Source organism: Streptomyces sp. R28 (genome assembly GCF_041052385.1).
GTDB lineage: Bacteria > Actinomycetota > Actinomycetes > Streptomycetales > Streptomycetaceae > Streptomyces.
Window position 1 is genome coordinate 7,732,446 of record NZ_CP163439.1, and the last position, 18,416, is coordinate 7,750,861.

At 69.8% G+C, this 18,416-nt stretch carries 19 protein-coding genes; 8 read left to right on the forward strand and 11 right to left on the reverse strand.

Annotated elements, in window-relative coordinates; translation table 11 throughout:
* Positions 1–70 precede the first annotated feature (70 nt).
* Positions 71–1,192: a recombinase RecA gene (recA, locus tag AB5J49_RS34765; protein ID WP_369172809.1), complete on the forward strand. Its 1,122-nt coding sequence runs from the start codon at positions 71–73 to the stop codon at positions 1,190–1,192.
* A gap of 3 nt (positions 1,193–1,195) precedes the next feature.
* Entirely contained in the window at positions 1,196–2,167 is a 972-nt protein-coding gene (gene recX / locus AB5J49_RS34770) for a recombination regulator RecX (protein WP_369172810.1), read from the forward strand.
* A 156-nt stretch (positions 2,168–2,323) separates the two neighbouring features.
* Here recX and AB5J49_RS34775 read toward each other — a convergent pair whose 3' ends face one another.
* The 7 genes from AB5J49_RS34775 to AB5J49_RS34805 all read right to left on the reverse strand — a co-directional run bounded on the left by AB5J49_RS34775 (position 2,324) and on the right by AB5J49_RS34805 (position 9,111).
* Complete coding sequence (locus AB5J49_RS34775; protein WP_369175360.1) at positions 2,324–2,737, reverse strand: rhodanese-like domain-containing protein; 414 nt, start codon at positions 2,735–2,737, stop codon at positions 2,324–2,326.
* Positions 2,738–2,870: 133 nt separating this feature from the next.
* On the reverse strand, positions 2,871–3,431 hold the full coding sequence (locus tag AB5J49_RS34780) for a cysteine dioxygenase (protein ID WP_369172811.1): 561 nt from the start codon (positions 3,429–3,431) through the stop codon (positions 2,871–2,873).
* 349 nt (positions 3,432–3,780) lie between these two features.
* Positions 3,781–5,478 (reverse strand): FAD-dependent monooxygenase, encoded by a 1,698-nt coding sequence (locus tag AB5J49_RS34785; protein ID WP_369172812.1) that lies wholly within the window; start codon positions 5,476–5,478, stop codon positions 3,781–3,783.
* Between the two features lie 177 nt (positions 5,479–5,655).
* Positions 5,656–6,588, reverse strand: a complete 933-nt coding sequence (locus AB5J49_RS34790; RefSeq protein ID WP_369172813.1) for an amino acid ABC transporter permease — start codon at positions 6,586–6,588, stop codon at positions 5,656–5,658.
* Positions 6,585–7,259, reverse strand: a complete 675-nt coding sequence (locus AB5J49_RS34795; RefSeq protein WP_369172814.1) for an amino acid ABC transporter permease — start codon at positions 7,257–7,259, stop codon at positions 6,585–6,587. The genes AB5J49_RS34790 and AB5J49_RS34795 overlap by 4 nt, the downstream gene beginning before the upstream one ends.
* A 96-nt stretch (positions 7,260–7,355) precedes the next feature.
* Positions 7,356–8,201 (reverse strand): glutamate ABC transporter substrate-binding protein, encoded by an 846-nt coding sequence (locus tag AB5J49_RS34800; protein ID WP_369172815.1) that lies wholly within the window; start codon positions 8,199–8,201, stop codon positions 7,356–7,358.
* Between the two features lie 133 nt (positions 8,202–8,334).
* Positions 8,335–9,111 carry an amino acid ABC transporter ATP-binding protein gene (locus AB5J49_RS34805; protein ID WP_369172816.1) on the reverse strand — a complete coding sequence of 259 codons (777 nt, stop codon included), beginning with the start codon at positions 9,109–9,111 and terminating at the stop codon, positions 8,335–8,337.
* Between the two features lie 288 nt (positions 9,112–9,399).
* Between AB5J49_RS34805 and AB5J49_RS34810 the strand changes: the two genes are divergently transcribed.
* Positions 9,400–10,086, forward strand: a complete 687-nt coding sequence (locus AB5J49_RS34810; RefSeq protein ID WP_274244128.1) for a response regulator transcription factor — start codon at positions 9,400–9,402, stop codon at positions 10,084–10,086.
* Positions 10,087–10,095: 9 nt separating this feature from the next.
* Positions 10,096–11,487 (forward strand): sensor histidine kinase, encoded by a 1,392-nt coding sequence (locus AB5J49_RS34815; RefSeq protein ID WP_369172817.1) that lies wholly within the window; start codon positions 10,096–10,098, stop codon positions 11,485–11,487.
* Between the two features lie 18 nt (positions 11,488–11,505).
* Here the strand turns inward: AB5J49_RS34815 and AB5J49_RS34820 are convergent, their stop codons facing one another.
* Positions 11,506–12,501 carry a TAXI family TRAP transporter solute-binding subunit gene (locus tag AB5J49_RS34820; RefSeq protein WP_369172818.1) on the reverse strand — a complete coding sequence of 332 codons (996 nt, stop codon included), beginning with the start codon at positions 12,499–12,501 and terminating at the stop codon, positions 11,506–11,508.
* Positions 12,502–12,665: 164 nt separating this feature from the next.
* On the opposite strand from AB5J49_RS34820, the gene AB5J49_RS34825 reads away from it, so the two are divergent.
* The gene (locus AB5J49_RS34825) at positions 12,666–13,070 is read left to right on the forward strand and encodes a MazG nucleotide pyrophosphohydrolase domain-containing protein (protein WP_369172819.1); all 405 of its coding nucleotides are present in this window, start codon (positions 12,666–12,668) and stop codon (positions 13,068–13,070) included.
* 74 nt (positions 13,071–13,144) lie between these two features.
* Here AB5J49_RS34825 and AB5J49_RS34830 read toward each other — a convergent pair whose 3' ends face one another.
* From AB5J49_RS34830 to ribA, 3 genes are all read right to left on the reverse strand, one after another.
* Positions 13,145–14,092 carry an NADP-dependent oxidoreductase gene (locus tag AB5J49_RS34830; RefSeq protein WP_369172820.1) on the reverse strand — a complete coding sequence of 316 codons (948 nt, stop codon included), beginning with the start codon at positions 14,090–14,092 and terminating at the stop codon, positions 13,145–13,147.
* Positions 14,093–14,126: 34 nt separating this feature from the next.
* Positions 14,127–14,423, reverse strand: coding sequence for a DUF2218 domain-containing protein (locus AB5J49_RS34835; RefSeq protein ID WP_369172821.1), 297 nt, complete (start codon positions 14,421–14,423; stop codon positions 14,127–14,129).
* A 76-nt stretch (positions 14,424–14,499) separates the two neighbouring features.
* Positions 14,500–15,198, reverse strand: a complete 699-nt coding sequence (ribA, locus tag AB5J49_RS34840; protein WP_369172822.1) for a GTP cyclohydrolase II — start codon at positions 15,196–15,198, stop codon at positions 14,500–14,502.
* A 201-nt stretch (positions 15,199–15,399) separates the two neighbouring features.
* On the opposite strand from ribA, the gene AB5J49_RS34845 reads away from it, so the two are divergent.
* The 3 genes from AB5J49_RS34845 to AB5J49_RS34855 all read left to right on the forward strand — a co-directional run bounded on the left by AB5J49_RS34845 (position 15,400) and on the right by AB5J49_RS34855 (position 18,373).
* Positions 15,400–15,876 carry a MarR family winged helix-turn-helix transcriptional regulator gene (locus AB5J49_RS34845; protein WP_369172823.1) on the forward strand — a complete coding sequence of 159 codons (477 nt, stop codon included), beginning with the start codon at positions 15,400–15,402 and terminating at the stop codon, positions 15,874–15,876.
* A gap of 68 nt (positions 15,877–15,944) precedes the next feature.
* Positions 15,945–17,459 carry a tRNA (N6-isopentenyl adenosine(37)-C2)-methylthiotransferase MiaB gene (gene miaB, locus AB5J49_RS34850; RefSeq protein WP_369172824.1) on the forward strand — a complete coding sequence of 505 codons (1,515 nt, stop codon included), beginning with the start codon at positions 15,945–15,947 and terminating at the stop codon, positions 17,457–17,459.
* 185 nt (positions 17,460–17,644) lie between these two features.
* On the forward strand, positions 17,645–18,373 hold the full coding sequence (locus tag AB5J49_RS34855) for a class III extradiol dioxygenase subunit B-like domain-containing protein (protein WP_369172825.1): 729 nt from the start codon (positions 17,645–17,647) through the stop codon (positions 18,371–18,373).
* The last annotated feature ends 43 nt before the right edge of the window (positions 18,374–18,416 follow it).

Genomic DNA, 18,416 nt, shown 5'->3' on the forward strand with positions numbered 1-18,416 from the left:
CGCATTGTCAGTGGCAGGCGTTAGCGTCTTTGACGTGAAGCGATCGACTCAAGCAAACCGGGTGGAACCCATGGCAGGAACCGACCGCGAGAAGGCGCTCGACGCCGCGCTCGCACAGATTGAACGGCAGTTCGGCAAGGGTGCCGTGATGCGCCTCGGCGAGCGGCCGAACGAGCCCATCGAGGTCATCCCCACCGGGTCGACCGCACTCGACGTCGCCCTCGGTGTAGGCGGCCTGCCGCGTGGCCGTGTGGTGGAGGTGTACGGCCCGGAGTCCTCCGGTAAGACGACCCTGACCCTGCACGCGGTGGCGAACGCCCAGAAGGCCGGTGGCCAGGTCGCCTTCGTGGACGCGGAGCACGCCCTCGACCCCGAGTACGCGAAGAAGCTCGGCGTCGACATCGACAACCTGATCCTGTCCCAGCCGGACAACGGCGAGCAGGCTCTGGAGATCGTGGACATGCTGGTCCGCTCCGGCGCCCTCGACCTCATCGTCATCGACTCCGTCGCCGCGCTCGTTCCGCGCGCGGAGATCGAGGGCGAGATGGGCGACAGCCACGTCGGTCTGCAGGCCCGTCTGATGAGCCAGGCCCTGCGGAAGATCACCAGCGCGCTCAACCAGTCCAAGACCACCGCGATCTTCATCAACCAGCTCCGCGAGAAGATCGGTGTGATGTTCGGCTCCCCGGAGACCACGACCGGTGGCCGGGCGCTGAAGTTCTACGCCTCGGTGCGACTCGACATCCGCCGCATCGAGACACTGAAGGACGGCACGGATGCGGTCGGTAACCGCACCCGCGTCAAGGTCGTCAAGAACAAGGTCGCGCCGCCCTTCAAGCAGGCCGAGTTCGACATCCTCTACGGCCAGGGCATCAGCCGCGAGGGCGGTCTGATCGACATGGGCGTGGAGCACGGTTTCGTCCGCAAGGCCGGCGCCTGGTACACGTACGAGGGCGACCAGCTCGGCCAGGGCAAGGAGAACGCGCGCAACTTCCTGAAGGACAACCCCGACCTGGCCAACGAGATCGAGAAGAAGATCAAGGAGAAGCTGGGCGTCGGCGTGCGTCCGGAGGAACCGGCCGCCGAGCCGGGCGCGGACGCCGCAGTCTCCGCCACTGCGGACGACGCCGCGAAGACGGTGCCGGCGGCGGCCAAGGCGGCCAAGACCAAGGCCGCGGCAGCCAAGAGCTGACCCGTGACACGACGCACGGACTGGGCCGAGTACGCCGCCTACCCGGACGCTCCGCATGAGCGGGCGAGAGGCGGCGAAAGGGCCTCCTCCGGGACGGGCGGCTACGCCCGCGGAGACACGGCCCATGACACGGACGGGGGACACGACGGCACGACGCCGCACGGCACGAGCGGGTCGTACGGGAACTACGGGGGGCACGGCACTGAGTCAGGCCCGACGTACGGCGATGGGCCGGGCCTGGCGTACGGCAATGATCCGGGCCACGGCGGGGCGGACAGCGAAGTGTGGCCGGAGGGCGGCTCGGCGGATGACGCAGGAGTGCTCGGAGGCCGCTCGCGCCGAAGCCGCGGTGGGGCCCGGGGTACGGATGGCTCGGGTGGCTCACGCGGGCGTCGCCGGCGCGGCCGCACAGAGTCGTCCGGTGAGGACGGAGGCGCCTCTTCCTCGTCGAGGGCCGAGAAGGGGGCGCCCCCGGGGGACCCGGTGGAGCAGGCACGGGCGATCTGTCTGCGCCTGCTCACCGGGACCCCGCGCACGCGCAAGCAGCTCGCGGACGCCCTGCGCAAGCGGGAGATCCCGGACGAGGCCGCCGAGGAGGTGCTGTCGCGGTTCGAGGAGGTCGGTCTCATCAACGACAGCGCGTTCGCGGACGCCTGGGTGGAGTCCCGGCACCACGGCCGTGGACTGGCTCGACGTGCGCTTGTCCAGGAACTGCGCACCAAGGGCGTCGACTCCACACTGATCGACGCGGCCGTCGCCCAGCTCGATTCCGAGCAGGAGGAGGCGACCGCACGCGAACTCGTCGCCCGCAAACTGCGCTCCACCCGCGGCCTCGACCGCGACAAACGCCTGCGCCGCCTCGCGGGCATGCTCGCCCGCAAGGGCTACCCCGAGGGCATGGCCCTTCGGGTGGTCCGACAGGCCTTGGAGGAAGAGGGGGAGGACACGGAGTTCCTCGAGGACGAGGGGTTCTGATTCCGACGGCCCACGGCCACGGCACCGTATGGGCGCTGGGGGTGGGTGCATGAGGTGGGTGAAGGGCCGGGACGGCAGGATTCCGGCCCCGGACACGGTGAACGCGCGGGGGCGCCCATCGCGTTCGGGGCCGGGGCCGCCGCCGTTAGGCAGCGCTTAGGCCTCCGCCCCCGACCTCACCGGAAGTCCCTCCGCCCGCCAAGCCTGGAACCCCCCGACCAGATCGGTGGCCCGGCGCAGTCCCAGTCGCTGCAGTGACTCCGCGGCCAGGCTCGACGCATACCCCTCGTTGCAGATCACCACGACCCGCAGCTCATGGCTGGTGGCCTCGGAGGCGCGATGGCTGCCCTGCGGATCGAGCCGCCACTCGAGTTCGTTGCGCTCGACGACCAGGGCGCCGGGTATCAGACCGTCCCGCTCGCGCAGGGCCGCGTACCGGATGTCGACCAGCAGAGCTTCGCCGGCCCGGGCGGCCTCGTGCGCCTCCCTGGGCTCGATCCGCGTGTAGCCCGCGCGCACCCGCTCCAGCAACTCGTCGATGCCGACCGGCCGTTCATCCACGCTGCCCACGCCCACCTTCGACTGCTGCCCGCCGACGGGGTCCCCGCCGACGGGCCGCTCACTCACGCCGCTCACTTTCGACTCCCCCCGACAACCGGCCGTTCGCCCGTATCACGCGCTGCAGACCCGACAACCGCCCCGCTCACTGCCAGTCCTCCGGACGTTCCACCTGCTCCAGGCGCAGGATGGGCCCGCTGCGGCTGAAGCGGCGGATCTGTGGCAGGGGCGGGTAGTAGGCGTGGACGGAGATCGCATGCTGGTCGGCGGAGTCGTTGAGGACCTCGTGCACATGGTGATGGCCGAAGGAGCGGCCCTTTCCGGCCGGCAGCCGGCGTTCCCGGTCCACGTCGTCCGTGAGTTCCAGCGTCTTCCAGCCGTCGGCGGGCAGCCGGACCGCGAGCGAGTTCTCCTTGAGCTCACCGGCCGCCGTCACGAAGGCCCCGACCGAGTCGGCGTGGTCGTGCCAGCCGGTGCCCGTCCCGGGCGGCCAGCCGATCAACCAGGCCTCGCTGCCGCCGGGGCCCTCGAGCCGTACCCAGGTACGACCCTCGGGATCGAGCGGCAGCGAGGCGATCAAGTCGGCGTCGGCGGCAGTACGCCGTACGAAGTCGAGAAGGTCCGCCTGCGTCGGTGTGGAAACCGGCGCGGAGACCGCCGCGGAAACCTGCTGAGAAGCGGCAGCGGCGGCAGGGGATACAGACACGGGCACCGTCCTGGTGAGAGTTCGCCAAGAGCGCGCGACAGCAGAGGCGAGAAGGCGGCAGGCGTGCCGCGCGCGGAAGACAGGGGATGCGAATTCAGCAGGACGGGCGACACACGCAGCCCACATAGCGGACGAGGTCCATATGGACCCTCCGCCACAGGCGCACACAGGTGTCGGTCATGGTCGGGAGTACACCATGACGGTGCGAACCGGTCAACTCACTGTCGCTATGCGGACCGGACAGTGACGGTGAGTGCTGCTCCCAGGTGAGTACGACCTCCGAACGACGGCATCAGCGCCACACGGCAGCATAAGCGCGAGACGACGGCATCAGCGCGAGACGACGGCATCAGCGCGAGACGACCGCGGCCCCCGCCTCCTCCGCCGCCTCGGCCTGTGCCTTGACCGGGCCGCCCAGCGCCGCCTCGGCCGCCGCGTACAGATCGGCCGGCCGCACCCCGCTCAACGCCGTCACCAGGTGCCCGTCGGGCCGCACCAGCAGGACCGAATGCGCGGCCGCCCCCGGATAGCTCTCCGCGACCAGCAGCTCGGCCGGATACGGCAGTGCCGTCACCGCGGCGGCCAGCCGGGGCATGATCCCGGCGGTGGCCCAGTGCTTGCGGTCCCACACGCCCGTGCCCGGCGCGATCAGTACGACCAGCAGCGCGCCGCGCCCGAGCCGGTCCCGCAGCTGTACGAAGGACCCGTCCTCCGCGGTGACCCGCACGTCCGTGACCGGCGCACCGCGCGGTGTGTCCACGGGGACCTCGCCCTCCAGGGGCGGGGGCGCGAGTGGGGAGTCGGCGTACGTCCCCGGCGCACCGATCGCTCCGTGCCCCAGGTGGCCGTCCATCAGCAGCGCGTCATGACCCCGGGCCGAGCCGGGGACGACCGCGCGCAGCCCTCCGCCGCCGCGCAGCAGCGGCAGCGCCTGGTCGGCGGCGCGCAGCCGGGCGGCGACGGCCGCGCGCCGCTCCGCCTGGTAGCTGTCGAGCAGCGCTTCGTGCGGCCCGTGGTGCCAGGCCGGTGCCAGCTTCCAGGCGAGGTTGTCGGCGTCCCGCAGCCCCTCGTCCAGGCCGTGCGTGCCGAGCGTGCCGAGGCAGTGCGCCGCGTCCCCGGCGAGAAAGACGCGGCCCACACGCCAGCGCCGGGCCAGGCGGTGGTGGACCGTGTGAACCCCGGTGTCGAGGAGCTCGTACGGCGGTGTCGGCCCGCCGGTCCACCCGGCGAGCGTCTCCCGGACGCGGGCCACCAGCATGTCGGGGGTGACCAGGTCCTTGCCCGGCGGCAGCAGCCAGTCGAGGCGCCACACCCCGTCCGGGAGCGGCCGTCCGGTCACCTCCCCGCCCGAAGGACCGGACGTCCGCCACGGCGGCATCCGATGGAGCAACGCCTTGCCGTCCCACGGAAGTTCCGCGCGCAGCGCGGCCACGGCGTGTCGCTCCACCGCCGTACGGCCCGGAAAACGGATGTCCTCCAGCTTTCGTACGGTCGAGCGCTGACCGTCGCAGCCCACCAGGTAACTGCCCCGCCACCAGGTGCCCTTGGGGCCGCGGGTGTGGGCGGTGACGCCCGAGGGTTCCTGCTCGATCGCGTCCAGGCGGCTGTCCACGACGACCTTGACGAGCCGTTCGCCGGCGAGGGCCGCGCGTAGGGCGTCGGTCAGCAGGTGCTGGGCGATGTGCAGAGGGGCGGGGTTCGTGGCGCCTTCAGGGCTCGTCACACCCCCAGGCTTCGTGACGCCCCCAGGGCTCATGACGCCCCCGCCCCCGTCTGCGGCGGCGCCGAACGTGACCTCGCGCATCACCTGCTTGCGCCGCATCGCCCGCCATCCGGCCCAGCGGGCCCCGGCCTCGGCGACCGGCACACCCGTCAGGCGTTCCATGAGAGCGGTGGTGTCCTCGCGCAGGACGGCGGTGCGCGCGAGGCGAGGTTCGTCCTTGCCGGGGCCCTCGTCGAGGACGACGGACGGCACCTCCTGACGGGCCAGGGCCAGGGCGAGCGTGAGCCCGACCGGCCCCGCTCCGACGATGATCACCGGGTCCACGGCGCGCCGCCCCCTGCCCGCAGCGGTGTCCCGAGGGACGCAAGTGAACAGAAAGCTGGAGCAGGGTGCACGATCACAGAACGTATGCAACCCATTGCCGGTGCTTGCGTCAAGTGACGGAGGGCAGTGGCGATCATGCCACTGCCCTCCGGGTCGTTCATGCTATTTGATTGTTCGTCAGGTATAGGTCCTGGAGCCCGGGAGCCCCCCGCCTTCGCCGCCCGTTCCGAAGGAGCCACCAACCGCAGCCGGGTTGAGCTCCTCCATGTCCTCGGCGCTGAGGACCGCGCCTGTGCTCTTCTTGCTGCGCCGCAGCCTCTTCTCCAGCCAGCTCGCGAAGCTGGTGAGGATGAAGTTGAGCACGATGTAGATGAGCCCCACCACGATGAAGCTGGGGATGACGGTGGCGTAGAAGGCCGACATCGTCTGGCGTGCATTGAGCAGTTCGGTGAACCCGATCATCACGCCGCCCAGCGCGGTGTCCTTCACGATGACCACGAGCTGGCTGACGATGGCCGGCAGCATGGCGGTGACGGCCTGCGGCAGCAGGATGCTCCGCATCGTCTGGTTCTTGCGCAGGCCGATCGCCATGGCAGCCTCCGACTGCCCCTTTGGCAGGGAGAGGATGCCCGCCTTTACGACCTCGGCGAGGACGGACGCGTTGTAGAGCACCAGACCGGTGACGACCGCGTAGAGGGGCCGCTGTTCGCTGGAGACGCCCGTGTAGCTGTTGTAGAACTCGTTGGCGAACAGCATCAGCAGCAGGACCGGGATCGCCCGGAAGAACTCGACCACCCAGGCGGCCGGAAGACGCACCCACACGTGGTCGGAGAGGCGTGCGATACCGAAGAACGCGCCCAGCGGAAGGCCGATCACCATGGCCAGCGCCGCGGCCTTCAGCGTGTTGCCGAGACCTGGCAGCAGATAGGTCGTCCAGGCTTCCGACTGGGTGAACGGTTTCCACAGGGCCCACGCCCACTGGTTCTTCTCGTCCATCTTGTACCAGATGAACCATGCGGCCAGGGCGAGCAGGGCGAAGAAGACCACCGAGATGATCACATTGCGCCGCTTGGCGCGGGGGCCCGGAGCGTCGTAGAGAACGGAGGTCATCGCTTCACCGCCAGTCGCTTGCTCAGCCAGCCGAGGATGAGGCCGGTGGGCAGAGTCAGTACCACGAAACCGAAGGCGAAGATCGCGCCGATGAGCAGGACTTCGGCTTCGTTCTCGATCATGCCCTTCATCAGATAGGCGGCCTCGGCCACGCCGATCGCGGCCGCCACGGTGGTGTTCTTGGTCAACGCGATCAGCACGTTGGCCAGCGGACCGATGACCGAGCGGAAGGCCTGTGGCAGCACGATGAGCCGGAGGGTCTGGCTGAAGGTCAATCCGATGGCTCGGGCCGCCTCGGCCTGTCCGAGCGGCACAGTGTTGATGCCGGAACGGAGCGCCTCACAGACAAAGGCGGCGGTGTAGGTGACGAAACCGAGGATCGCCAGGCGGAAGTCCTGGACCTTGAAGTCGTCGCTGCCCATCGTCACGCGGAAGATGTTGGCAAGGCCGAGCGAGGTGAAGATGATGATGACCGTCAGGGGGATGTTCCGGATGATGTTCACATAGGCCGTGCCGAACCCGCGCATCAGCGGGACTGGGCTGACTCGCATCGCGGCCAGGAGGGTTCCCCAGATAAGGGAGCCGATGCCGGAGAAGAAGGTGAGTTTCACCGTCATCCAGAAGGCGCCCAACAGGGTCGGGTTGTCATAGTCAGAAAGAAAGTCGAACACGATCTCCCGCGCTTCCGGGTGGGTGGCGTACGTGGATAGCGCGGCGCGCCGCCGCCCTGATCGCGGTGGACGGCGGCGCGCCGGTGGATCCTTGCGCTACTTGACGATGACGCCGATCTTCGGCGCGGGCTCGTTCTTGTAGTTGGCCGGACCGAAGTTGTCGGTGACGGCCTTGTCCCAGGCCTTGTCGCTCACCATCTTCTCGAGGGCGGCGTTGATCTTGTTGACGGTCTCGGTGTCGCCCTTCTTCACACCGATGCCGTAGTTCTCGTTGCTCAGCTTGAGGCCGGCGAGCTTGAACTGGCCCTTGTACTGCTCCTGTGCCGCGAAGCCTGCGAGGATCGAGTCGTCCGTGGTCACCGCGTCCACGGCACCGCTCTGGAGGGCGGCGATGCACTCCGAGTAGCCGCTGTACTCCTTGAGGTTGGCCTTCGGGGCGATCTTGTCGTGGATGTTCTGCGCCGAGGTGGAGCCGGTCACGGAACACAGGTTCTTGCCGTTGAGGTCGGTGGCCTCGGAGATGTCCGAGTCGGACTTGATCAGCAGGTCCTGGTGGGCCAGCAGGTACGGGCCGGCGAAGTCGACCTTCTCCTTGCGCTCGTCGGTGATCGAGTAGGTCGCCGCGATGAACTTCACGTCGCCACGGGCGAGCGCGTTCTCGCGGTCGGCGCTCTTGGTCTCGACGAAGTCGATCTGGTCGGCGTTGTAACCGAGCTGCTTGGCCACGTACGTCGCCACGTCCACGTCGAAGCCGGAGAAGGAACCGTCGGGCTCCTTCAGGCCGAGACCGGGCTGGTCGTACTTGATGCCGATCTTGATCTTCTTGCCGCCATCGGAACCCGAGCCGCTGTTGCTGTCGCCGTTGTCACCACCACAGGCGGTGGCGGTCAGCGAGAGCACGAGTGCAGCGGCGGCCGCGGCGGAGGCCTTGCGGAGCTTCATGGTGAACATCCTTTGCGTGGAGAAGAGATGCGTGCCGTCAGAAACGGCGGGTGACGCAGGTCGTCGGGTGCGTGAAGCAGTCCGTTCAGTGGTGCGGGTTCGCACCCCGTCAGTGGGGCGGAATCCCACCCCGTCAGTGATGCAGGATCTTGGACAGGAAGTCCTTCGCGCGGTCGCTGCGCGGGTTGCTGAAGAACTGGTCGGGCACAGCTTCTTCGACGATCTTGCCGTCCGCCATGAACACCACCCGGTTGGCGGCCGAACGGGCGAAGCCCATCTCGTGGGTGACGACGATCATGGTCATGCCATCGCGGGCGAGCTGCTGCATGACCTCCAGGACCTCGTTGATCATCTCCGGGTCGAGAGCCGACGTCGGCTCGTCGAAGAGCATGACCTTGGGGTCCATGGCCAGCGCACGGGCGATGGCCACACGCTGCTGCTGGCCGCCGGAGAGCTGGGCGGGGTACTTGTCCGCCTGGCTGCCCACGCCCACCCGGTCGAGCAGGGAGCGGGCCTTCTCCTCGGCCTTCTTCTTGTCGGTCTTGCGGACCTTGATCTGGCCCAGCATCACGTTCTCGAGCACGGTCTTGTGCGCGAAAAGGTTGAAGGACTGGAAGACCATTCCGACGTCGGCACGCAGTTTGGCCAGCGCCTTGCCCTCAGCGGGCAGGGGCTTGCCGTCGATCGCGATCGCGCCGGAGTCGATCGTCTCCAGGCGGTTGATGGTGCGGCACAGGGTGGACTTCCCGGACCCAGAGGGTCCGATGACCACGACGACCTCGCCGCGGGCGATCGTCAGGTCGACGTCCTGGAGCACGTGCAACGCGCCGAAGTGCTTGTTCACGTTCTTCAGGACGACCAGCTCGCCGGTCGCGGCCACATCTTCCTTGGCCACCGATACTTCGGTCATCGCTCTCAGGCTCCGTCCTCCTCGGTTTCGGAGGACAGTAATAACCGTATCCGACCTGCGTCATTAGTTCTGAGGGGAATCTGAGCATCACGATCCGATAGCAATCGGACACGTGTCGTAGCACTTGAGACCTGCGCGCGTACCGGCTGGATAACGGAAGCTGCGAGCAACCGGAACCCACTTGACGGCGTCGTCGTCCATCAGCGTGACTGCCATGATGCACGCGCGCGTGTGCACGCACTGTTTAGCTACCTGAATCGTACGGCCGATGAACCGAAGGAGGCCGGGATGAGACTGCTCCTCGTAGAGGACGACAACCATGTCGCCGCCGCGTTGTCCGCGGTCCTGGCACGACACGGTTTCGAGGTCACGCACGCGCGTAGCGGCGAGGAGGCCCTCCAGGCACTCGTCCCCGAGGGCAACGGCTTCGGTGTCGTCCTCCTTGACCTCGGCCTGCCCGACCAGGACGGATACGAGGTCTGCGGCAAGATCCGCAAGCGCACCAGCACCCCGGTGATCATGGTCACCGCGCGCTCCGACGTCCGCTCCCGCATCCACGGCCTCAACCTCGGGGCCGACGACTACGTGGTGAAGCCGTACGACACCGGAGAACTGCTCGCCCGGATCCACGCCGTCAGCCGGCGCACCGTGCAGGAGGACGCCGAAACGGGTGGCGACGGTGTGCTGCGTCTGGGCGCCGTACACATCGAACTGCCCACCCGCCAGGTCAGCGTCGACGGTTCGGTTGTCCAACTGACCCGCAAGGAGTTCGATCTCCTCGCCCTGCTCGCCCAGCGCCCCGGAGTGGTCTTCCGCCGGGAGCAGATCATCAGCGAGGTGTGGCGCACGAGTTGGGAGGGGACGGGGCGCACCCTTGAGGTGCATGTGGCGTCCCTGCGCGCCAAGCTGCGCATGCCGGCGCTGATCGAGACCGTACGCGGCGTCGGTTACCGACTCGTCTCCCCGGCCTCGTAGCGGGCAAGGGTGCGCACTCGTCTCCTCCCGCTGCTCATCGTCCTGATGGCGGCCGTGCTGCTCGCGCTCGGCGTACCGCTCGCCGTCAGCCTGGCCGCGGCCCAGCAGCAGAAGGTCGTCGTCGACCGGATCGACGACACGGCGTACTTCGCGGCCATCGCACGGCCCGGCGCCGACACCACCTCCGGGCCCCGCGACGAGCTCCGCATCCTGAGCCGGGAACTCGAGAGGTACTACGACGTCTACGGCATCCGGGCCGGCGTCTTCCTGCCCAACGACACGCCCCTGGCCAACGGGCCGACGACCTGGTTCCTGCCCGAGACCGGCGAAGTGCGCGACGCCTTCGAGGAGTCGCTGCTCAGCCGGCGCAGCCACGACCCCAAGCAGGTCTGGCCCTGGCAGCGCGGCCGCCTCGTCATCGCCTCGCCGGTCATCCGGGACGGCGACGTCGTCGCGGTCGTCGTCACGGACTCGCCCACCGGGCAGATGCGTTCGCGGATCCTGCACGGCTGGCTGATCATCGGCGCGGGGCTGACGGCCGCGATGCTGGTGGCCGTCGGCGCCGCGCTCCGGCTCACCGGCTGGGTACTCAGGCCGGTTCGGGTGCTCGACGCCACCACGCACGCCATCGCCAGCGGCCGCCTGAAATCACGCGTCGCTGTGGCCAGCGGTCCGCCGGAACTTCGGCGGCTGGCCCGGTCGTTCAACGAGATGGCGGACAACGTCGAGGACGTGCTGGAGCAGCAGCGCGCCTTCGTCGCCGACGCCTCGCACCAGCTGCGTAACCCCCTCGCGGCGCTGCTGCTGCGCATCGAGCTGCTCGCCTTCGAACTTCCCGAGGGCAATGAGGAGATCGCTTCGGTACAGGGCGAGGGCAAGCGCCTGGCGCAGGTCCTGGACGACCTGCTCGACCTGGCCCTGGCCGAGCACGCCGAGGCCGATCTCCGGCTCACCGACGTCGGCGCGCTGGCCACCGAGCGTGTCGCGGCCTGGTCGCCGACGGCCGAGGCCAAGGGCGTACGGCTGGTGGGGGACTGCCCGCCCACCACCGCGTGGGCCGACCCGATCGCGCTGTCCAGCGCGCTGGACGCGGTGATCGACAACGCGGTCAAGTTCACCCCGGAGGGCGAGCGGGTCGAGGTGACCGTCGCCTCCAACGGCAGTACGTCGACGATCGTCGTGACCGACAACGGCCCCGGCCTCACCGACGAGGAACTCGCCCGCATCGGCGACCGCTTCTGGCGCAGCGGCCGGCACCAGAACGTCAAGGGCTCGGGCCTGGGGCTGTCGATCTCGCGCGTGCTGCTCGCGGCGGCCGGGGGCTCCATCTCGTACGGCCGTCATGAGCCGCACGGCTTGCGGGTGACGGTGACGGTGCCCAGGTCGGGGCCGACGTCCTAGCGCCGTCCGGCAGGGTTCCTACGGTTTGACCGAGCGGTAGTAGTTCCGGGCGCCGTCGTGCAAGGTCAGGGGGTCCGTGTAGATCGCCGTGCGCAGGTCGACCAGTTGCGCGGAGTGGACGTGCGCGCCGATGCCGTCGCGGCTCTTGATCACCGTACGGGTGAACCATTCGGTGAGGCGGGGGTCCATGTCCTTGCGGGTGATCAGCAGGTTGGAGACGGCGATCGTCGGCACCGTGTCCCCGTTCTGGACGGTGGGGTAGGCCGACTCCGGCATATTGGTCGCGCGGTAGAAGTGGGCCGCGTCGCCCTGCGCGTGCACCTTGGCGACGAGGGAGGCGTCGATCGGCACGAACCGGAACCCGGAGGTCTCGGCGATCTTCTCCAGCCCGTCCGTGGGCACCCCGCTCGACCAGAAGAACGCGTCGAGCTCGTGCCCCAGCCGCTTGGGTCCGGTGTCGATGCCGTCCGACCGGGGAGTGATGTCCTTCTCCGGGTCGATGCCGGCGGCCTCGAGCACGCGCGTGGCGATCAGCCGCACACCGGAGTCGGGCAGCCCTATGGCCACCCGCTTGCCCTTCAGGTCCGCCACGGAGCGGATGTCCGAGTCCGGCGGGACGACGAGCTGTACGTAGTCGTCGTACAGGCGGGCGACACTGCGCAGCCGCTCGGTCACGGGCTTGTCGTCGATCTTGAACGTGTCCACCGCATCGGCGGCGGCGATCGTGAAGTCGGCCTGCCCCGTCGCCACACGCTCGACGTTCTCCTGCGACCCGTCGCTCGTCAGCAGCCGCACCTTCAGCTGTGGCATGTCCTTGGCCAGCTCGTTGCGCAGGAGCTCGCCGTACTCCTGGTAGACCCCCGCGCGCGTGCCCGTACTGAACGTGATCGTCCCGCTCGGCGGCTCCTCGCCCAGGGGCAGCAGCCACCACAGCAGCAATCCGAGGGCGACGAACCCGGCGGCCGCGCCCTCCAGGGCCCGGCGCCTGCTGATGCGGGAGAGTGCCTTGGACATGGCCGCGATCCTGCCAGCCGCCATGCGGTCCTGACCAGGGCGGGGGGTCACAGGGGGAGCGGGGGAGGCGGCTGCCGGGGCCGGGCGCATCAGCGGGGAGGCCTGTCGGAGCCGGCCGCATCCGCACGGAAAGGACTGTCGGACCCGGCCGCTACAGTCGCCGTATGAGTTCGTCGCCCGCTGACCTGGTCCGTGCCTTCCATCTCGCCTTCGGGCTCGACGCCCGCAGTACACCGACCGAGGTCCCGCCTGAACTCGCCGCACACCGTGGAGAGCTGCTCGCCGAGGAGGCCGCGGAGGTCGCAGAGGTCTCCGTCACCGGCCCGCTCGACAGACTCGCGCACGAGCTGGCGGACGTCGTCTACGTCGCGTACGGCACGGCCCTGGTGCACGGCATCGACCTCGACGCCGTGCTGGCCGAGATCCACCGCTCCAACATGACCAAGCTGGGCCCCGACGGTCAGGTCGCCCGGCGGGCCGACGGCAAGGTGCTCAAGGGCGCCCACTACGAGGCACCGGACGTGTCGGGCGTGCTGCGTCGGCAGGGGTGGGCGGCCGACGGGGCGTGACCGGCCGGGAGAGGTGAGGGCCAGAGGGCGCCGGGCGGAGTTCTCGGACGAGTCGGCCTCCTCGCCGGTGTGCGTCAGGGCAGGATGACCGTCTTGCCGCGGGAGCCGCCGGCGCGGGCGCGGGCCACGGCCGTGGGGGCGTCGGCCAAGGGGACCTCGGCTTCGATCGTGATACGGAGCTTCCCGGCGCCGGCGAGGGCGGCGAGGGACTGCAGCTCTGCCCGGCTGGGGTCGTTGACGAGGTTGATGCCGTGGATCTCGCGGGCGGCCAGCGCGTCGGGGTCGGCGGCCCGGTTGGTGCTGATGAGCCTGCCGCCGGGCTTGAGCAGGCCGGCCAGGGCGTCGATGTCACCGCCGGGCTGGGTCACCAGGTCCAGGATGGCGTCGATGCCGTCGGGGTGGGCGGCGAGGACCTGCTCGGCGGTGGGTGCGGCGGCGAAGTCGACGACCCGGTCGGCGCCGAGCTCGCGGAGGTGGCCCGCTGTGTCGCCGGTGCCGGTGGCCAGCACGTGGGCTCCCTGGAGGGCGGCGAACTGGATCGCGGACTGGCCCACACCGCCGGATGCCCCGTTGATGAGGATCACCTGGCCGGTGTCGAGGCGGGCGGCCTCGATGGCCTGGTAGGCGGTGACACCGGCGGTGGGCAGCGCGGCCGCGACAGCGAACGGCAGGTCGTCGGGCATGTGGGCGATCGTGCCGTCCTCGGCGGCCAGGACGTACTCGGCGTAGGAGCCCCGGCCGTACGGGAGGCTCATGAACTGGCCGTAGACGGTGTCGCCGGGCCGGAAGCGGTTCACGCCGGGGCCGATGCGTTCGACCACGCCGGCGCCGTCCGAGCCCATGACGAGGGGAAAGTCGTGCGCGACGATGCCCTTGAGGGCTCCGTCGGCGACCTTCCAGTCGAAAGGGTTGAGCGAGGCGGCGTGCAGGCGGACCAGCAGCTCACCCGGGCCCGGTTCCGGCACGGGCAGGTCGGTGACGAGCGGCTCGGCCCCGAAGTCGGTGATGATGACGGCCTTCATGGCGATGCCTTTCTCCTGTCTCCCGGGTGTGTCGTCAGGCCTGAGCGGGCTCGTCCCAGGTGACGGTCAGTTCGTTGCGCCGGCCGAAGCGTTCGAGGTGGCTGCCCACGACGTCCTGGATGGCGGCGAGCGCGGTCGCGTCGGGCGCGGTGACCCGGATCAGCAGGTGGTCGTCCAGGGCTTCCAGGACGACGTCGGTGTGCTGGAAGGTCAGGCGGTGCGCGCCGTCGGGTGTCTCCTCGACGGGGATCTTGCGGCCGAAGTGCGAGGCGAGCTGCTTGGCGAAGCGGGGGGCGGCGTCGGTGGTGACGTGGGCGCGGGAGGAAGGCACGGGAGAACTCCAGGGGATGGGTGCCGGATGGGTGCCGGGTGGATCCGGGATGCCGATGAGGTGCCGTCGGGGTGTGTCAGCCGACCAGCGCGGCCAGAGCGGCCGATTCGGGCAGGGCGATGGTGTGGTGGGTGTGCTGGGCCTTGGCATGCGGGTAGCGGACGTTGCTGTCGGTGGCGAAGACCCCGGTGGGCCGGACGAAGCGCACGGGGATGCCCAGGTCGCGCAACTGCCCGGCCTTGTCGGGGTTGTGGGTGAGCAGATCCAGCTCGCCGACGCCGAGGGCGGTCAGCATCTGGGCGGCGGCGGTGTAGTCGCGGCCGTCCTCGGGCAGGCCGAGCGCGGTGTTGGCTTCGTACGTGTCCAGGCCCGCGTCCTGCAGCGCGTAGGCGTCCAGCTTGTTGTAGAGGCCGATGCCGCGGCCCTCCTGGCGGAGGTAGAGCAGGACGCCGCCGGTGGTGGCGATGCGCTCCACGGCCTCGCGCAGCTGCTGACCGCAGTCGCAGCGCGCCGAGCCGAACACGTCCGCGGTCAGGCACTCGGAGTGCAGCCGCACCAGCGGTGCCGGTGTCGCCGTGGGATCACCGAGGACGAGCGCCACAGGCTCCTTGCCGTCGGCCAGGCCGTGGAACGTGACTGTCTCGGCGGTCACCTCGTAACCGTCGGCGAAGCGCAGCGGGATGGTCACGCGGGTGCGCACCGAAGCGCCGACGAGACCCGTGTGACCCGCGCGAGCTGCGTGACCCGTGTGATCCGCGGAACTGGCGACGTCCATGAGCACTCCTTCGAGGGCTGAACGAACCGAAGAGTTCAAATTTGAACCCCGACGTATCGACGATAGCGCGAAGTTTCAAATTTTGAACAACCCTCTCCCGTGTTGCGCCCGTCACATCGCCCCGATGCGGGGCCGCGCGCCGCCACGAGCCGCCGCACGCGGCTCAGGTTCGAATTTGAACCGTCGCGATAGCGTGGACGCATGACGGCACCACAGTGGTTGAACGAGGAAGAGCTGCGCGCCTGGTACGCCTTCGTGGCCGCCGGTGCGCTCATCAATCGCCGTCTGGATCAACAGCTCAAGGACGACGTGGGGATCACACACCTTCAGTACGAGATCCTCGTGCGCCTCAACGCGGCCCCGGACCGGGAGATGCGCATGAGCGCGCTCGCCGACGCGCTCCTCAACTCCAAGAGCGGGCTGACCTACCAGATCACCCGGCTGGAAAAGGCCGGGCTGGTGACCCGCCGCCCCTGCGCCGGCGACCCGCGCGCGGTCTACGCCGTCCTCACCGAGGCGGGCAGGCAGATGCTGGAGCGGGCGGCCCCGGGCCATGTCGCACAGGTCCGCAAGCTGCTCATCGACGTCCTCACACCACAGCAGCTCGCGACATTCGCCGACGGCCTGACCGAGGTGACCCACCGCATCCAGAACAGCGAAGCCGGCCCCGCGCGGTAGCCCTCGCCCACCGCTGCCGCCACCGAACGCCGGGGCCGGCGGCTCCGGCGACCGCATACCCTTGTCCCATGACCAGCAGCGACCGGAGCCAGGCAGTGGGCGTGAAGACATACGAGGTGCGCACCTACGGGTGCCAGATGAACGTCCACGATTCCGAGCGATTGTCCGGGCTGCTCGAAGACGCCGGTTACGTACGCGCGCCCGAGGACGCGAACGGTGACGCGGACGTCGTCGTCTTCAACACCTGCGCGGTCCGCGAGAACGCCGACAACAAGCTGTACGGCAACCTCGGTCACCTCGCGCCGATGAAGACCAAGCGGCCCGGCATGCAGATCGCGGTCGGCGGCTGTCTCGCGCAGAAGGACCGCGACACCATCGTGAAGCGGGCGCCCTGGGTGGACGTCGTCTTCGGCACGCACAACATCGGCAAGCTGCCCGTCCTGCTGGAACGCGCGCGCGTGCAGGAGGAGGCGCAGGTCGAGATCGCCGAGTCGCTGGAGGCGTTCCCGTCGACGCTGCCGACCCGGCGCGAGAGCGCCTACGCGGCCTGGGTGTCGATCTCCGTCGGCTGCAACAACACCTGCACCTTCTGCATCGTCCCGGCCCTGCGCGGCAAGGAGAAGGACCGCCGCACCGGCGACATCCTCGCCGAGATCGAGGCCCTGGTCGCCGAGGGCGTCAGCGAGATCACGCTGCTGGGCCAGAACGTCAACGCGTACGGCTCCGACATCGGCGACCGCGAGGCGTTCAGCAAGCTGCTGCGGGCCTGCGGGAACATCGAGGGCCTGGAGCGGGTCCGCTTCACCTCCCCGCATCCGCGCGACTTCACCGACGACGTCATCGCCGCCATGGCCGAGACGCCGAACGTGATGCCCCAGCTCCACATGCCGCTCCAGTCAGGCTCGGACACGGTCCTGAAGGCAATGCGCCGCTCCTACCGCCAAGAGCGCTACCTGGGGATCATCGAGAACGTCCGCGCCGCCATCCCGCACGCCGCGATCACCACCGACATCATCGTGGGCTTCCCCGGCGAGACCGAGGAGGACTTCGAGCAGACGCTGCATGTGGTCCGCGAGGCCCGCTTCGCGCAGGCATTCACGTTCCAGTACTCCAAGCGCCCCGGAACCCCGGCGGCCACCATGGAGAACCAGATCCCCAAGCAGGTCGTCCAGGCGCGCTACGAGCGTCTCGTCGCCCTCCAGGAGGAGATCTCCTGGGAGGAGAACAAGAAGCAGGTCGGCCGCACCTTCGAGCTCATGGTCGCCGAAGGCGAGGGCCGCAAGGACGGCGCCACCCACCGCCTGTCCGGCCGCGCCCCCGACAACCGCCTGGTCCACTTCACCAAGCCGGAGCAGGAGGTCCGACCCGGCGACGTGGTGACCGTCGAGGTCACGTACGCCGCCCCGCACCACCTCCTCGCCGAGGGCGCCGTCCTCGACGTCCGCCGCACGCGCGCGGGCGACGCCTGGGAGAAGCGGAACGCCGCCGAGCAGGCCAAGCCGGCCGGTGTGCTGCTCGGCCTGCCCAAGGTGGGCGTACCGGAGCCGCTGCCGGCGGTCACCGGAGGCTGCGCCGTCGACTGACCGGGCCGACTGACCGGGTCGCCATGTGAGTCGTGGCCTGGTCCGTCGCGGCCCGTCATGGCCGCGACAGACCGGACCGGGAGAGGCCTGAGAGCGGAATACGAGCGACTGGACCACGCCGGCCGACGCCGTGACCAAAGGACGCGTCCCGGGTGCCCCCTGGGCCGCGCAGTAGGCTGCCGATCATGCTTGTCGCCGCCGCAGTCTGCCCTTGCCCGCCGCTCCTCGTGCCCGAGCTCGCCGCGGCTGCCGCGCCCGAGCTGGACGCCGCGCGAGCCGCCTGCACGGACACGCTCGGCGTGCTCGCCGCCGCCCGGCCCGACCTTCTCGTGGTCGTCGGCCCCGCCGAGGAGAGCGCGCACGGGACGCATGCGGAAGGTACGCCGGGCTCGTTCCGCGGCTTCGGCGTGGACATCGACGTACGGCTGGGCCGGGCCGAGGCCGGCACGGCCGTCCCGGCGCCGTCGGAACGGCGGCTTCCGCCCTCGCTGGCCGTCGCCGCGTGGCTGCTGGAGCGGACCGGGTGGTCGGACGCCCCGATCCAGGGACTCGGTGTGGGGGAACCCTGGGAGGCCGAGCGGTGTATCGAAGTCGGAAGGCACATCGCCGCCCGGGCCGAGCGGGTGGCACTGCTGGTGATGGGCGACGCCAGCGCCTGCCGCACGCTCAAGGCTCCCGGCTACCTCGACGAGCGGGCGGCGCCTTTCGACGCCTCCGTCGCGCGTGCGCTGGGCAAGGCGGACGTGGCCGCCCTCAAGGCGCTGGACACCGAGCGGGCGCGTGACCTGAAGGCCTCGGGCCGGGCCCCGTGGCAGGTCCTCGCGGGAGCCGCCGAGGAGGCGGGCCTTTCGGGTGCCCTGCTGTACGAGGACGCGCCGTACGGGGTGGGGTACCTGGTCGCGACCTGGTCGTAGGGCAGGTCGCGACCACCCGGAAACGGCGGACGGCCGGGAGCCG